13 protein-coding genes and 1 riboswitch are annotated in these 16,137 nt (G+C 50.7%); of the genes, 12 read left to right on the forward strand and 1 reads right to left on the reverse strand.

Translation table 11 applies throughout. The features are described from left to right. Positions 1 to 6: 6 nt before the first annotated feature. The 4 genes from PUQ60_RS08380 to PUQ60_RS08395 all read left to right on the forward strand — a co-directional run bounded on the left by PUQ60_RS08380 (position 7) and on the right by PUQ60_RS08395 (position 4,435). Positions 7 to 1,692, forward strand: a complete 1,686-nt coding sequence (locus PUQ60_RS08380; RefSeq protein ID WP_273380313.1) for a type II/IV secretion system protein — start codon at positions 7 to 9, stop codon at positions 1,690 to 1,692. A gap of 32 nt (positions 1,693 to 1,724) precedes the next feature. Then, entirely contained in the window at positions 1,725 to 2,786 is a 1,062-nt protein-coding gene (locus PUQ60_RS08385; RefSeq protein ID WP_118467476.1) for a type IV pilus twitching motility protein PilT, read from the forward strand. A gap of 147 nt (positions 2,787 to 2,933) precedes the next feature. Beyond that, complete coding sequence (locus tag PUQ60_RS08390; protein ID WP_273380310.1) at positions 2,934 to 4,040, forward strand: stage V sporulation protein AD; 1,107 nt, start codon at positions 2,934 to 2,936, stop codon at positions 4,038 to 4,040. A 38-nt stretch (positions 4,041 to 4,078) separates the two neighbouring features. Beyond that, on the forward strand, positions 4,079 to 4,435 hold the full coding sequence (locus tag PUQ60_RS08395) for a SpoVA/SpoVAEb family sporulation membrane protein (protein ID WP_273380309.1): 357 nt from the start codon (positions 4,079 to 4,081) through the stop codon (positions 4,433 to 4,435). Between the two features lie 131 nt (positions 4,436 to 4,566). Here the strand turns inward: PUQ60_RS08395 and PUQ60_RS08400 are convergent, their stop codons facing one another. Then, on the reverse strand, positions 4,567 to 7,278 hold the full coding sequence (locus PUQ60_RS08400; protein WP_273380307.1) for a transglycosylase domain-containing protein: 2,712 nt from the start codon (positions 7,276 to 7,278) through the stop codon (positions 4,567 to 4,569). Between the two features lie 322 nt (positions 7,279 to 7,600). Here PUQ60_RS08400 and PUQ60_RS08405 point away from each other — a divergent pair, with 322 nt between their 5' ends. The 8 genes from PUQ60_RS08405 (at position 7,601) to PUQ60_RS08440 (ending at position 16,095) form a co-directional block, all read left to right on the forward strand. Further along, positions 7,601 to 8,263, forward strand: coding sequence for a YigZ family protein (locus tag PUQ60_RS08405; protein ID WP_337955600.1), 663 nt, complete (start codon positions 7,601 to 7,603; stop codon positions 8,261 to 8,263). Between the two features lie 165 nt (positions 8,264 to 8,428). Next, positions 8,429 to 10,267: a translational GTPase TypA gene (gene typA / locus PUQ60_RS08410; protein ID WP_022359531.1), complete on the forward strand. Its 1,839-nt coding sequence runs from the start codon at positions 8,429 to 8,431 to the stop codon at positions 10,265 to 10,267. A gap of 260 nt (positions 10,268 to 10,527) precedes the next feature. After that, positions 10,528 to 11,157, forward strand: a complete 630-nt coding sequence (locus PUQ60_RS08415) for a single-stranded DNA-binding protein (protein WP_022359532.1) — start codon at positions 10,528 to 10,530, stop codon at positions 11,155 to 11,157. Between the two features lie 245 nt (positions 11,158 to 11,402). Continuing rightward, positions 11,403 to 11,921 (forward strand): cob(I)yrinic acid a,c-diamide adenosyltransferase, encoded by a 519-nt coding sequence (locus PUQ60_RS08420; RefSeq protein ID WP_022359533.1) that lies wholly within the window; start codon positions 11,403 to 11,405, stop codon positions 11,919 to 11,921. A gap of 29 nt (positions 11,922 to 11,950) precedes the next feature. Further along, a riboswitch (Lysine riboswitch) is annotated at positions 11,951 to 12,123 on the forward strand. A gap of 152 nt (positions 12,124 to 12,275) precedes the next feature. Beyond that, positions 12,276 to 13,169, forward strand: coding sequence for a 4-hydroxy-tetrahydrodipicolinate synthase (gene dapA / locus PUQ60_RS08425; RefSeq protein ID WP_118467484.1), 894 nt, complete (start codon positions 12,276 to 12,278; stop codon positions 13,167 to 13,169). 255 nt (positions 13,170 to 13,424) lie between these two features. Beyond that, on the forward strand, positions 13,425 to 14,180 hold the full coding sequence (dapB, locus tag PUQ60_RS08430) for a 4-hydroxy-tetrahydrodipicolinate reductase (RefSeq protein ID WP_107001533.1): 756 nt from the start codon (positions 13,425 to 13,427) through the stop codon (positions 14,178 to 14,180). Positions 14,181 to 14,501: 321 nt separating this feature from the next. Further along, the gene (locus tag PUQ60_RS08435) at positions 14,502 to 15,209 is read left to right on the forward strand and encodes a hypothetical protein (protein ID WP_273401019.1); all 708 of its coding nucleotides are present in this window, start codon (positions 14,502 to 14,504) and stop codon (positions 15,207 to 15,209) included. A 274-nt stretch (positions 15,210 to 15,483) separates the two neighbouring features. Beyond that, a complete protein-coding gene (locus PUQ60_RS08440; RefSeq protein WP_273401017.1) occupies positions 15,484 to 16,095 on the forward strand; it encodes a hypothetical protein in 612 nt (203 codons plus the stop codon). The last annotated feature ends 42 nt before the right edge of the window (positions 16,096 to 16,137 follow it).

Consider the following 16,137-nt stretch of genomic DNA (forward strand, 5'->3'; position numbering starts at 1 on the left):
GAGAGAATGCGTACAAAGCGATTGGGAGACATGCTTTTGGAGCTTGGACTGATCACAGAAGGGCAGCTTAAAGAGGCGCTTGACTATCAGGCGAAGGAGAAAGAACGTCTGGGAACAACGCTGGTCAAGCATCATTATATCACGGAAGGTCAGCTGATCGATGCGCTTCGCATGCAGCTGGGCATTGACTATATTGATTTGACGCGGGTCGATATCAGCCCGGAAATGTCGCGCTTTGTGCCGAAAAACCTGGCAAAGAAGATGACGATCGTACCGGTGCGTATTTCCAAAGACCAGCTCTATCTGGCAATGGCGGATCCGCTGAACTTCATGGCGATTGAGGAAGCACAGCATACTTCCAAAAAGAAAATTGTGCCGATGATCGCCTCTGAACCGGCGGTGAAGCGTGCGATCAATATTTTGTATGGCAACGAGGGAGCGGCAGAAGCGATGGCGCAGATGCAGGCAGAGACGGCAGCGGCACAAGAGGTGCGTCAGGGGCAGACGGCGGCAAGAGAAGGACAGGAAAATGTGACACCGATGATCCGCCTGGTCAATTCGATTATTGAGCGCGCCATTTCGGAAAATGCTTCGGATATCCATTTTGAGCCGACGGAGGAGGAGATGGTCGTCAGGATGCGTATCGACGGGCAGCTTCATCGGATCATGACGATCCCGTCGGAACTCAAGGATTCGGTCATTTCGAGGCTTAAAATCATGTCCCAGCTCGATATCGTCGAAAAAAGAATTCCGCAGGATGGTCGTGCGGTGATGCATTTAAGAGGAAAAGATATGGATATGCGTATATCCACCCTTCCGACCCTGTATGGAGAAAAAGTGGTTATCCGTATTCTGAAACGAAATGAGGAGACGCTGAACCGCCGCGGTATCGGTATTCCGGCAGTGGAGGATGCAAAGATTGATACACTTTTAGGGCTTACTTCTGGAGTTATCATGATTGTAGGACCGACTGGTTCAGGTAAATCTTCGACGATGTATACGCTGATCCGCGAACTTCTTTCGGATCGGACCAACCTGATTACACTGGAGGATCCGGTAGAATACCATATCAAAGGCGCGACACAGGTGCAGATCAATGAAAAAGTGGGGCTGACCTTTGCATCGGGTCTGCGCTCAGTTCTGCGTCAGGATCCGGATATCATCTGCGTCGGCGAGATCCGTGACGGTGAGACGGCAGAGATCGCGATGCGTGCGGCAATGACGGGACATCTCGTTATCACCACGATTCATACGGAAGATGCGATCTCGGCGATTGACCGTCTGCGAGATATGGGCGTGGCGCCATACCTGATTGCGGCGGGACTGCGAGGCGTTATTTCCCAGCGGCTGCTGAGGAAAATCTGTTCGAACTGCAAAACCCAGATTCAGCCGCCGAAAAAAGCGCTTGAGATGGCAGGAATCCCGGAGAACCCTGGAAAATTATACTGGCAGGGAGCCGGATGCGATCAGTGCTTCCATTCGGGATACCGGGGCAGAATCGGTGTGTTTGAGGTAATGCTGATTCAGGAGGAGCTGCGCCGGTGCATTCTGGAAGGAGCTGACCGGACACGTTTCTTAGAGGCAGCCAGAAGAGCGAGCCAGTATGTTCCGATGCTGGAACACGCGCAGAAGCTGGTAGAAGAGGGTGTTTCGACGGTAGACGAGGTGATCCGGACGCTGCTGGCACTGTAAATGGTGCAGAAAGAGAAGAGGAGACAGATGGTATGTATGGAATCGAGGAATTAATCGCGCTGGCAGCTGAAAAAAGGGCATCGGATGTGCATCTGATTGCAGGGCTGCCGCCAAAATGCAGAATTGACGGCAGAATCGAGACGCTGACGGATGGCGGGCTGACGCGTGAGGATTGTGAGGAATATGGACGCCAGCTGGCAGGCAATGCGGCAGATCAGATCGAGGCGATCGGACAGCTGGATTTTAGTGCTTCGTTTGCGGGACGGCGTCTCCGTGTGAATCTGTTCCGGCAGCAGGGAGCGCTCTCTGCGGCGATCCGTCTTCTGGGCAGTACGATTCCGAACCTGTCGGAACTGGGGCTTCCGGAAGCAGTGAATCAGTTTTCAAGCTGGAATAAAGGCATTATTCTGGTAACCGGCGAGACGGGAAGCGGCAAGTCAACGACGCTGGCGGCAATTTTAAATGAGATCAACCAGAATCGTCCACTCCATATGATTACGCTGGAAGACCCGATCGAGTATGTCTATGAACCGGCGCAGGCGATCATCAACCAGCGCGAGGTGGGCGTGGACGTAGAGAGCTATGATAAGGGGCTTTATGCGGCGCTCCGTGAGGACCCGGATGTCATTCTGATTGGAGAGATGCGTGATCCGGCGACGATCGAGACGGCGCTGATGGCGGCGGAGACGGGACATCTTGTTTTTTCCACCATTCATACCAATTCGGCAATCGACAGCATTGACCGGATTGTGGGTGTTTTTCCAGAGGATAAACAGCCGCAGATCCGGATGCAGCTCTCGATGACGCTGCGGGCGGTGCTGTCACAGCAGCTGGTGCCGAGGGCGGGCGGCCAGGGCAGGGCGGCAGCTTGTGAGCTTATGATGCTCACGCCGGCGATCCGGAATCTGATCCGTGATGGAAAAACACCGCAGATGCAGAGCTATCTGCTTTCTAGTGCAAAAGAGGGCTCTATTACGATGGATAATTTTCTGATCCGTATGGCGAAAGAGGGCGTGATCACACCGCAGACGGCAGTCGATGCGTCCCAGGACCCGCAGGAGCTGAGAGAGAAACTGGCGGCGGTGCAGTATTAATAATATGGTAAAAACGGGTGAATGAAGCCTGCGAGGAATGCAGATTACTAGAAAACATAAAAATGTATGTTTGTGTAAATACTGAGATTGTAGCGAAAGTTTGAACAGTATATTTTTGACAATGTTTTATGTTTCAGGAGGAGTTTTATGCAGGCAGGTAAATCAAGCATCCAGTTTGAGCATCCGCCCATCATCACATCGGCGGCATCGATCGTGGGGCAGACGGAAGGCGAGGGACCGCTGGCAAGTTTTTTTGACCGGGTGGAGCCGGATCCGACGTTTGGGAAAAAGTCGTGGGAGGAGGCGGAGAGTGAATTGCAGCGCCAGACGGTGCAGAAATGTCTGGATAAGGCGGGCAGACAGGCGGCGGATGTGAATTGCATGTTTGCGGGAGACCTGTTGGGACAGATTGTGGCGACCTCGTTTGGTGTGGAGTCGTTTGATATCCCGTTTTTCGGGCTTTACGGCGCCTGCTCGACGATGGGGGAGGCGATGATTCTGGGGGCGATGGCAGCAGGGGCTGGCTATGCGGACCGGGTTCTGGCGCTGGCGTCGAGCCATTTTGCCTCGGCAGAACGGCAGTTCCGGTTTCCGCTGGCGTATGGGAATCAGAGACCGCAGTCCACAACCTGGACGGTGACCGGGTGCGGGTGTGTGATGATCGAGGGAAATGAGAAAAATGAAGGGAAAGATGGGCGCAGAGCGAAAGAAAATGCGTCAGAATCACTGAAAAATGCTGGACAGGAAAAATTGCATCCCAAATTTCAACCTTGTATCTCAGCTGCCACCCCCGGAAAGATCGTCGATATGCAGATGCGCGATTCCATGAACATGGGGGCGGCAATGGCGGTGGCGGCGGTTGACACAATCTTGCAGAATTTCCGTGATTTTAACCGGAAACCATCTGACTATGATCGGATCATCACTGGCGATCTGGGAATGGTGGGGAAGGAAATCCTGCTTGATTTTATGCGCGAGGCAGGACAGGATATTTCCAGCATCCATATGGACTGCGGGATCGAAATGTTTGACCCGAAGACGCAGGATACCCATTCGGGCGGGAGCGGCTGCGGTTGCTCGGCGGCGGTGCTGTGCGGCTATATTCTTCCGAAAATACAGGCGGGTGAGTGGAAACGCGTCCTGTTTGTGCCGACCGGGGCGCTGCTGTCCCAGATCAGCTTTAATGAGGGGCAGAATGTGCCGGGGATTGCCCATGGAGTGGTGCTTGAGGGAAAAGAATCGTTCGGTGAATAATAGGTATTTGCAAGAAACTTTAGAGAGGGAGCAGAAAAATGGACTATATCAAAGCATTTGTGACCGGCGGACTTCTCTGTGCCGCCGTGCAGATTCTGATGGATAAAACGAAACTCATGCCGGGGCGGATCATGGTACTTTTGGTGGTATGTGGCTCGGTTCTCGGTGCGATCGGCTTGTACGAACCGTATGCCAAATGGGCGGGTTCCGGGGCAACAGTGCCGCTGCTGGGGTTTGGGAATACGCTTTGGAAGGGCGTGCGGGATGGAATTGACAAGGATGGGGTCCTGGGGCTGTTCACCGGCGGATTCACGGCGGGTGCGGCGGGGATTTCCGGGGCGTTGATCTTCGGCTATCTGTCGTCGCTGATTTGCAAACCCAAGATGAAGGATTAGAGAGAAGACGAAAGAAAAGTAAAAGAAAGCAAGGCAAAAGAAAATCAGTTGAGGAAATAAAAAGCTGCTGTAAAAGAGGCATATGAATGTCACTTTTTACAGCAGCTTTTTGCAGATATATTATTTTGCTGTTAATGCTCCGGATTCGCCGGGACAATCGGAATATTATTTCCATTCCGTCCACTTCCCGCCATCGGGCGTGGAACTGCAGAGTGGATCGGAGCCGATAGATTATCTGAATCGGGGCTGTAGCCCGGAGCTGAGAAATCGGCGCTCTCAGAAGGATGGATGATCGTGGACGAACCATTGTGAATCTTGCACTCGCTCGGCATGGAGAAACGGGAATCGTCCGTTTCTCCGCCGTCTTCCGGAACGACCATAACTGTCTTGGAAATCTGCTGGTTCGTCGGGCAGAAGGCAGTCGAGATGCCGCCGGAGGCGGAGCAGATCGTCACGCGGGTGTGGTGATCGCAGGTCTCGGTCGGAACCGTGCCCTTCGCGAAATATTCAGTGTAGACGGCCGTTCCGCGCGGGTCACTGCTGCAGACGCCGGAAACCGGAAGCTTGCCGGATTTGCGGCATACTTCAGCAGTTTCAATGCTGTCCGGAACCGTAAATCCGGGGTCGCTTAAGCTCTCATGGACACGTGTCATGATATTTCGCCAGATGCGCTTGTGGTAACTGGTACCGCCGTTTGAAACGGTGCCGCCTTTTAATGGCTGGTTATTGTCGCACCCGCCCCAGATACCGGCAGTGTAGTACGGCGTAAAGCCTACAAACCAGACGTCGACGTTGCTGGTGGTCGTACCGCTCTTTCCGGCGCAGCTCATATTGGGAATTGCCGCTGTCGTACCGGTCGATTTAACCCCGGAACCGGAACGCGTATACATTGTATTGCTCTGCATAACATCCTGCATCGCGCTGGTTAAAAGATAGGCGGTAGAGTCTTTGAGCGCCTGCCGCGTCTCCGGTTCATTGTCGATCAGTATCTTTCCGTTGCGATCCAGAATCTTAGTAAAGAAGATAGGCTTCGTGTAGGTGCCGCCGTTGGCGATCGCCGCAAATGCATTTGTCAGCTCCAGGTTGCTGACGCCCTTTGTCAGACCGCCGAGTGCTGTCGAGAGAGTCTGATCCTGGCTTACGAGGGAAGTGATTCCCAGCCGTTCGGCATATTCGACACCGAGCTGCGGCGTTACCGTGTCCGCCATGCAGCGCAGGGCGACGATGTTCATGGAATAGGTAATGCCGTCGCGGATCGTGTGATAGCCCTTGTAATCGCTGCCCCACCAGTTTCGGAACTCTTTTTCACCGGAGGAGTATGGTCCGTCATAGTAAACAGTTGATAGGGTCGCGCCGCAGGCATCCAATGCCGGGGCAAAGGAGGAAATGACCTTGAAGGTCGATCCTGGCTGCCGCAGGGAGTCGGTCGCACGGTTTAAAGTGCGGTTTGCCGTCTTCTGTCCGCGTCCGCCGTTGATTGCTTTGACATAGCCGGTGGACTGTTCGATCAGGACGAACGAGGTCTGCGGCTCTAAAATCATGGTAACTGATTCACCGAGAACGGTGCTTCCGTCCTGCGTGAGGGCGGTGCGGTACTCATCGATCGCCGTCTGCGCCTCTTCCTCGGAATTAAACAGCCCGTCAAAACCGCTTTGTCCCTTGACCTGCTGGATCCATGTTTTCAGAGTTTCCTGTGAATAATGCTGCGTTTCCCCGTCTGGATGGGTCAGGGAAAGGCGGTATTCAACCGAATAGCGAGCCGCGTCGTAGTTGGCAGGATTGTTAACTTCCTCATCGACGATCGCCTGAATCTGCGGATCCTGCGGGGTGTAAATCTGCAGTCCGCCGCTGAACAGAAGATTGGACGCCTGCGTGTCAGTATAGCCGAGCTGCTCTTTGAGCGCTTCGGTGACCTGGCTGATCAGCTCGTCCGTGTAATAGGAGTACGGTGTCTCATTTTCCTTGAGCGCCGTGTCGACATTCTGGATACGGGCGTAGACGTCGTCCGCCAGTGCTTCCTCCTGTTCTTCTTTTGTGATATAGCCCTGCTCATACATTGCCTGCAAAATGACCTTGCGCCGGGCGGCATTTGCCTCCGCGCCGCTGATCGGATTCAGCTTTGACGGATTCTGTGTGATACCGGCGATGACCGTGCACTCAGAAAGGGTCAGATCGGAGACGTTCTTATTAAAATAGCGCAGCGCCGCTGCTTTGACGCCCAGCGTATTGCTGCCGAGGTTGATCGTATTTAAATAGTTCGTTAAAATGACCTTCCGATCGACGTTTTTTGTCAGCTGCAGCGCCAGATATTGTTCCTGGATTTTTCGTTCGATTTTGGAACCTTTGCTGGTCTCCATACCGCCGTTGAAGACGGTATTTTTGATGAGCTGCTGGGTCAGGGTGCTGGCGCCGCCTTTATAATTATTTGTCAGGACACCGACCACGGCGCGTGAAATGGAGCGCAGATCGATACCGCTGTGTTGCCAGAAACGCGAGTCCTCAATGGAGACGAATGCGTCGATCAGATCCTGAGGAAAATCCTCGTAGGATGCTTCGATTCGGTTTGAGTTGGAACCAACCAGCGTGTCGGTCACTTCTCCGGCGCTATTATATATAGTAGAAAAATATCCGCTTGGAGTAAAGCTGTCCGGGTTGAAGTCCGGCGAACTGTCCAGAATGCCTTTAAACATGCCGATAAAGGTGCTGACACCTGTCACGCAGAGAAACAGAACAAGAACAAAGGCAGTCTTGAAGAAGGTCAGAAACAGCCGGTTGGCGTATTTCTTCTTCCGGGAAGTGACTGCCCGGATCCGTTTCTTGGTTGCTTTTACACCGTAATTCATGAGAACCTCCTTTGGGTTCGTAGTGGTTCGTTCTATTAATAAATACAGTATTTCCAATTATATCAAAATTCATGGGATAAATAAATACTATTGTCATGAAGTTTTTTTTACGGTATCATAAAAGATAAGGGTTGTTCACGGGTAAGCACTTTTGGAACCGAAAGTGCCGTAAGAAAACGTGGTGGCAGCAGGAATTTGCCGTATTGAAATGCGAAGCCACGGCAAATTCTGTTACTGGGCACGTATGCGTGAACAGTAGCTAAGGTTTACAAGCGGTTAAAGAAGTGAAAAAACATCCGTTTTAAGGATGCGTAGTTCATAGATGGAGGAAAAGATGAAAGAGCGCTATAAAATCGTCTATCAGGGCGGTGAGGGCGAGATTGTGGAGAAGAAGTCCCGCTTTATCGCGGAGATCCGCCCGGTGGAATCGGAAGAAGAGGCGACGGCATTTATTGCGGAAGTCAAGAAGAAATATTGGGATGCGAGACATCATTGTTCGGCATTTACGATCGGAGAAAATAACGAGGTGGCGCGCTGCAGCGACGACGGCGAACCGGCGCAGACGGCGGGACGCCCGATGCTGGATGTACTGCTGGGACGCGAGATTCACAACGTCTGTGCGGTTGTGACCCGGTACTTTGGCGGGACACTTTTAGGAACCGGCGGACTGGTGCGGGCATACGGCGGTGCGGTCCAGGAAGGCCTTAAAAACTGTGTGGTTCTGGAAAAATGCCTGGCTCGCAAATGGAAGGTCGGGACAGACTACAGCGGGCTTGGAAAGGTGCAGTACATTTTTGCAGAAGCAGAGCTGCCGATTCTGGACAGCGAGTACGGCGAGGGCGTGGATCTGACGATCCTGGTGCCGTTTGATCAGGCGGGAGCAGCGGAGAAGAAGCTCATAGAGGGCACAAATGGAAGATGCCGGATCGAAAAACTGGATGAAGTTTATTTTGGCATGGATGACGGAAAAATCATTTTATTGTAAAAAAAGATTGAATAATGGATAAAAAAATGCTAAAATAACAAGCTGTATTATTTTGTGGGCGGATCCTTTGCCAAAGACGAAACGGCAGGATGCCTGTCTGTGACAGAAAATAATTATTAATTAGTACATGTAATGAATCATCATAAGAAAAGAGAGTAAGCAGATATGAAAATGAAACGGGAAGATGTCAGAAACGTTGCAATTATCGCTCACGTTGACCACGGTAAAACGACGCTGGTAGACCAGCTGCTCCGCCAGAGCGGTGTATTCCGTGCCAATCAGGAAGTAGTCGATCGTGTTATGGACTCTAACGATATTGAGCGTGAGAGAGGTATCACGATTCTGTCCAAGAATACGGCTGTTAATTACAACGGCACCAAGATCAACATTATCGATACACCAGGACATGCGGACTTCGGCGGCGAGGTAGAGCGTGTTCTTAAGATGGTAAACGGCGTTATCCTTCTGGTAGACGCATACGAGGGCGCGATGCCGCAGACCAAATTCGTTCTGCGTAAAGCACTGGAACTGGATCTGCCGGTTATCGTATGTATCAATAAGATTGACCGTCCGGAAGCACGTCCGGAGGAGGTTGTGGACGAGGTTCTCGAACTTCTGATGGATCTGGATGCATCCGACGAGCAGCTTGACTGCCCGTTCTTGTATGCATCTGCACGTTCTGGATATGCGAAGAAGAACCTGGACGATCCGAATGTGGATATGCAGCCGCTGTTCCAGACCATTCTGGATTACATCCCGGCACCGGAGGGAGATCCGGATGCAGAGACACAGGTTCTGATCAGCACGATTGATTACAACGAGTATGTAGGACGTATCGGCGTTGGTAAGATCGACAACGGTTACCTGAAAGTAAATCAGGACTGCGTCATCGTCAACCATCATGAGCCGGACAAGTTCCGCAAAGTTAAGATCGGTAAGCTCTATGAGTTTGAGGGTCTGAATAAAGTAGAAGTACAGGAAGCAAAGATCGGTTCGATCGTAGCGATTTCCGGTATCGCAGATATCCACATCGGTGATACCCTGTGTTCACCGGAGAAACCGGAGGCAATTCCGTTCCAGAAGATTTCTGAGCCGACCATTTCCATGGATTTCATGGTAAACGACAGCCCGCTGGCAGGTCAGGAAGGTAAATTCATCACTTCCCGCCACATCCGCGAGCGTCTGATGCGGGAGCTGAATACCGATGTCAGCCTGCGTGTAGAGGAGACAGACTCCGCTGACTGCTTCAAGGTATCTGGCCGTGGCGAGCTGCATCTGTCCGTCCTGATTGAGAATATGCGCCGCGAGGGCTTTGAGTTCGCAGTCAGCAAGGCGGAGGTACTCTACAAATATGACGAGAGAAACCGCAAATTAGAGCCGATGGAGATCGCTTACGTCGACGTACCGGATGACTTTACCGGTGCTGTTATCCAGAAGCTGACCAGCCGTAAAGGCGAGCTGCAGGGCATGAGCCCGATCGGTAGCGGATACACAAGACTGGAGTTCTCGATTCCGTCCAGAGGTCTCATCGGCTACCGCGGCGAGTTCATGACCGATACAAAGGGAAATGGTATCTTAAACACCAGCTTTGACGGCTATGCACCGTTCAAGGGCGAATTAAGTTACCGCAAACAGGGATCCCTGATTGCATTTGAGGCAGGCGAGTCCATCACCTACGGTCTGTTCAATGCCCAGGAGCGCGGAACCCTGTTCATCGGACCGGGCGTTAAAGTTTACTCCGGCATGATTGTCGGACAGAGCGCAAAACCGGAAGACATCGAGTTAAACGTCTGCAAAACCAAAAAGCTGACCAACACCCGTTCTTCCAGCGCCGATGAAGCCCTTCGCCTTGTTCCGCCGAAAATCATGAGCCTGGAGCAGTGCCTCGACTACATCGATACCGATGAACTTCTCGAGATCACCCCGACCAGCTTACGAATCCGTAAAAAGATTCTTGATCCGACTCTGAGAAAGAGAGCGATGATCAGCCGTAAAAATAGCTAAATAATCGTAAAGTGGGAGCAGCCGCGCAAGCCAGCTGCTCCTTTTCGTATATTCAAGCGAGAGATATCCAGGAAACGACGCGCCCCTCTTTCCTCTGCCGCTCCCATTCCCTCTGTCGATTCATGTCCCCCACCCTGTCGAAATTTCCCCCTCACTTCTTCTTCTAAAACGGTCATTCCCCTCATACATATATACAGTAAGAAGCAGGACTCCAAGAACCTGCCGTGAAAAACTGCAAAAAAGAAGAGGAGAGAGATACTATGTCGGAAAAAATGATTGAAAACAACAAGGTTAGCGTGATTGGTGAGGTCGTATCGGAATTTACATTCAGCCACGAAGTATTCGGGGAAGGATTTTATATCGCAGACCTGGCAGTCAGCCGTCTGAGCGATCAGGTGGACGTGATTCCACTCATGATTTCAGAACGGCTTCTGGATGTATCGAAAGACTACCGCGGAATGACGATGGAGGCGATCGGCCAGTTCCGTTCCTACAACCGTCATGAGGGCGCGAAAAACCGTCTGGTGCTGTCTGTGTTTGTACGTGAGATTCATTTCCTGGAAGAATTTACGGATTACACCAAAACCAACCAGATTTTTCTGGAAGGCTATATCTGCAAAGAGCCGATCTACCGGAAAACACCGCTGGGACGCGAGATTGCCGATATGCTGCTGGCGGTCAACCGTCCGTATGGAAAATCCGATTACATACCGTGTATTGCGTGGGGCAGAAATGCCCGCTATGCGTCCGGATTTGGCGTGGGAAGCCACGTGTGCGTGTGGGGGCGCGTGCAGAGCCGTGAATATACGAAGAAACTGAGCGAGACAGAGTGCGAGAAACGTGTGGCATACGAGGTGTCGGTCAGCAAGCTGGAGTGCGTGGAAGAATAGGATAGGTTTAGGATGTTACAGCAAAGTTTGAAGCCGGTTATGCAATCTATAGGGCATGATAAATGGCTGGTTTTGCCATAGCTTGCCAAAACAGATAAAATATGCTAGAATAAGGCAGTTTACAGAATTCGTAAAACGATCATTGGATGGATAGAAATAAAACACACAGGCCTGTGTGTAAAAAGACATCAGGAAAGACAGTCTGTGCGCCAGCGCAGCGGGAGGCACAGAAAGAGGAGAGGGAAATGAAAAAGGGGAAAGTTCATATCATCTTCGGCACCGGGATGGGAAAAACAGCGATGGCACTGGGACGTGGTGTCAGTGCAGCCATGCACGGCCGGAAGGTAATTATGATACAATTCTTAAAGGGAGTGCTGAGCCATGAGACAGCAGATGGGTTAAAACAGCTGGAGCCGGCATTTAAAGTATTCCGATTTGAAAAACAGAATGAGTATTATGAAAATCTCTCTGAAGAAGGCAAAAAGGAAGAGCTCTGCAATATTCAGAACGGGTATAATTTTGCAAAAAAAGTACTCTGTACCGGCGAATGCGATATGCTGATTCTGGATGAATTTCTTGGGGTGTTAGATCAGAAACTGGTCGGAGACGATGCTCTGGAAACACTGCTGGCAGCGCGCGAGGAGAATGTTGATCTAATTCTGACCGGAAAAGTATGCCCGGCTGGGGCAGAGGAGCATGCAGACGAGGTGACGCGCCTGGAATGCCTGAAGCCGTCAAACGATCATGCGTGCATGAACGGTTGACAAGTATTCAAAGTAATGCTAAGATAGAAAAAACAAGTAGAGGTTGCGTTGATTATCAGTAAGCGGTCGGATGCGGCAGGTGCAGGAGAAGACAGCTGAAAGGATGATACGCCGAAGGGCTGCGGCGCCTGTATCTGCAGTTCCTGGGTGCAGGATGAAGAATTCTGTAACTGTCATCGACAGATGGGGAGCTACTGGGAGTTTGGATTTGAATTCATAGAGCTGGCCATTGTGCCAGCTTTTTGTACGCTCAGGACCGACAGGCTTCAAACAAACATTTGTTTGAAGCGGGGACAGAAACGGACTCTGGAATAGAAACTCAGTCATCGTGCAAAAGAATAAGGAGGAAACAAAATGTCTATTTTTGAAGGAGCAGGCGTAGCGCTGGTAACGCCATTTCATGAGGATGGAAGCGTAAATTATGAGAAACTGGAGCAGATCGTAGAAGAACAGATCGCTGGCGGCACAGACTGTATTATCGCCTGCGGTACGACCGGCGAGGCGGCTACATTAAGCCATGAGGAGCACATCGAGGTGATTCGTTTCGTATGCCAGGTCGTAAATAAGAGAATCCCGGTTGTAGCAGGAACCGGTTCCAACTGCACAGAGACAGCGGTATATCTGTCTACCGAAGCGAAAAAGGCAGGCGCAGACGGACTTCTGCTCGTATCCCCGTATTACAATAAATCAACCCAGAAGGGTTTAAAGGTTCATTTCTCAGAGGTCGCAAAGGCAGTTGATCTTCCGATCCTTCTGTACAATGTACCGAGCCGTACCGGCGTCAATATCACCCCGGAGACGATCGTGGCACTGTGCAAGGAATATGAGAACATCGTCGGTGTCAAAGAAGCAAGCGGCAATTTCTCCGCGATCGCACAGATTGCAAGCCTGTCAGGCGGATCAGTTGATATTTACTCCGGCAACGACGACCAGACGGTTCCGATGATGGCACTGGGCGCAAAGGGCGTTATCTCCGTATTATCCAACGTGGCACCGCGTCAGGTACATGATATGTGCGCGGCATTCAAGGCTGGCGATGTAGCGAAGGCAAGACAGATGCAGATAGATGCAATTCCGCTGATTGAGGCGCTGTTCTGCGAGGTAAACCCGATTCCGGTTAAGGAAGCGATGAACATGATGGGCGAGGAAGTGGGTCCGTTCCGCAAACCGTTAGTGGATATGGAACCGGCAAACCGCGATCGTCTGAGAAGAGAACTGGTAAATTACGGAATCAGCCTGAAAGAGTGATAAGATCGTTACTGTACACGGGTAGGCACTTTTGGAACCGAAAGTGCCGTAAGAAAACGTGGTGGTAGCAGGAATTTGCCGTATTTAAATGCGAAGCCACGGCAAATTCCGTTACTGGGCACGTATGCGTGAACAGTAACATAGGATCCGTTAAAACGGGCAGTGAAACAGAATGCGAAAATCAGATTCGGAGGCGTGCGGCAGGGCGCTGCACCTCTGAATTTTGAATGAGATAGGGAAATGAGGTTTTAACAGATGGTACGAGCAATTATGCATGGCTGCAACGGCGCCATGGGACAGGTTATTTCCGGAATCGCAGCGAAGGACGAGGAGATCTCTATCGTTGCGGGTATTGATATGAGAACCGAGCAGAAAAATGATTATCCGGTTTTTGCGTCTCTGAACGAATGTAAGGTAGAAGCGGATGTTGTGATTGATTTTTCCAATGCAGCAGCTGTCGATGAACTTCTCGACTGGTGTGCAGAGAAGAAAATGCCGGTTGTTCTGTGTACGACAGGACTTTCCGAGGTACAGCTGGCAAAGGTAGAAGAGACGGCAGAGAAGACAGCTGTTCTTCGCTCTGCAAATATGTCTCTTGGTATCAATATGCTCTTAAAGCTTCTGAAAGAAGCAGCGCAGATTCTGGCTCCGGCTGGATTTGATATTGAGATTCTGGAGAAACACCACAATCAGAAGGTGGATGCTCCGAGCGGTACGGCGATTGCGCTGGCAGATTCGATCAACGAGGCGATGGGCAATACATACCATTACAAATACGATCGTTCCGCTACACGCGAGAAACGTGATGCGAAGGAGATTGGTATTCAGGCGATCCGCGGCGGCACAATCGTAGGCGAACACGATGTCATTTTCGCCGGTCAGGATGAGGTGATTACCTTTAATCATACAGCTTATTCCAAGGCGATTTTCGCAAAGGGTGCGGTACAGGCAGCCAAATTCCTGGCAGGAAAGCCGGAGGGACGGTATGATATGGCGGATGTGATCGGTTAAGAGATTTTATACAGATGTGAAAATGGAACCCCGGCTGTGAGTAAGTTTATCCACTCACAGCCGGGGGTTTTATTTCTGGAACTTTTCCCGCCCTTGTGTTTGTGGATGAAAGCTTCTGAAAATCAATTTGTCAAGGCTAGTGTATCATTTTTTTACATCTTGTGTAAAAAAATGACATCTTGTGCAGTGTAAATTGTAGAAAAATAAAACAAATGATAAGATGAATACAACAAGAAAAGTTTGAAATCGTGAAAAAGAAGAAAAACTCCAGAATAAAAATACATGAAAGACAGCTTTTCGATCAATACGAGGAGGTATGCTATGAGAAAACGCAAATGGATGAAGGCGGGTGCCTGTGCACTCAGTGCCGTTTTGATCATGGGCTTGTATGCCGGACCGGCTTTTGCAGAATGGATAGGTACAGGAGGTGCAAGAGCCTACATCATAAATGGACAGGTGCAGACAGGCTGGCAGCAGATCGATGGAAAATGGTATTACCTGAATGAACAGGGAGCACCGCAGATCGGCTGGGTAAAAGACGGGGAGAAACAGTATTTCTGTACGGCGTCGGGGGAAATGGTCAGCGGTGTCGTCTGGATCAATGGAAAAACCTATTATTTTGGCACACCAGACAGTGGAGAGATGGCAACGGGCGTTGTCAGTATCAACGGAATTCCTTATACGTTTGAAAACGATGGCACATCGTTCGGCGGTCGCAAGCCGAGACCGGCGAGAAGCTTTGAGGTAAAAGTGGCAGAAGACGGAACGATGACCATCTTAGAGACGACCAATGCCGATACACCGAAGCTGAATTCCAGAACATCCAAAGAACGCAGACATTCTGGAGGCGGTGGTGGAAGCGAAACGCCGAGTGTGGTACCGAGTGATGCGCCGGCGACGAAAGAACCGACCGAAAACCCGACGCCGACCGTGAAACCGACCCAGCCGGAAGAGACGAAGGAGTATACAACAACGGAGCCACCGCAGACGCCGGATCCATCGGAGGCGCCGAGGTCAACAGATCCGTGATCAATCTGAAACTAAGAGTATGAAGTGAAAATAATCGGCCAAGTTCAGATTTGGGGCGATTACAAACATTAATCATCTATAATTTAATCTTGTTTTTGCTCTCCTGCATATAGGATGATGGAAACAGATTCATATACTCCCGAGCTCTTTCCTGCGTATGTGCAGGGAGGATCCCGGGAGTATATAAATTATAGCGATGAGAAAGAAACGGCGTGCCTGAGGGGAGTGCCACCGAAATGGAGCACTTAAAAAAGTCGTTAAAGGAGGTGCCAGAATGAAATCAGCTTACTGTATCGCCATTACGGCGTGCCTGACTGTCATCTGGCTGTATGAGGAAAAGAAAAAGCGGGGGATGGCGGGAAATCTTTGCTGGAAAGCAGCGGTCGGGTATCTGATTACGCGCTTTGTATTCTTTGCCATTTCTAATCAGGAGGTTCATGGCTTCCTGGAAGTCATGGCAATGGATCTGGTGACAGCCTGGCTTTTATATATTTTGTCCGGGAAAAACGGAAGCCGGGAATCAGTGTGGGAATGCCTGTATCTTTATATCTGGAATCCGATCCCGGTATTATCTGTTCTTTCACAGGGAAAAAAACGGATGCTTTTTATCTGGCTGGCGGTATTGATTCTTTTCGTGGGTAGTTCGTGGATAGAGCACTTCAGGGCGCGCCTTGGAATAGAAAGATTCAAAAAAATTGGAATTCTTCTCACGGTTGCGGGAACTGGCATACTCTGGGCGCGGGATATCACCGGAGAGCGCTTCGGACAGTGCAGTCCGGGAGATGAATTTTATCCGCTGATGCTGATGTTTTTTGCAGTACTGGGTGTGGGAACCTGTGTATATGGAATTGCTTCTTATGTTGGAATATTACATGAACAACTCTGATTATCTCCAAAAAGCCCGGAAATACGGGCATTTCACGGGATA

This window comes from Clostridium sp. AF02-29, from assembly GCF_934835585.1.
GTDB lineage: Bacteria > Bacillota > Clostridia > Lachnospirales > Lachnospiraceae > Otoolea > Otoolea fessa.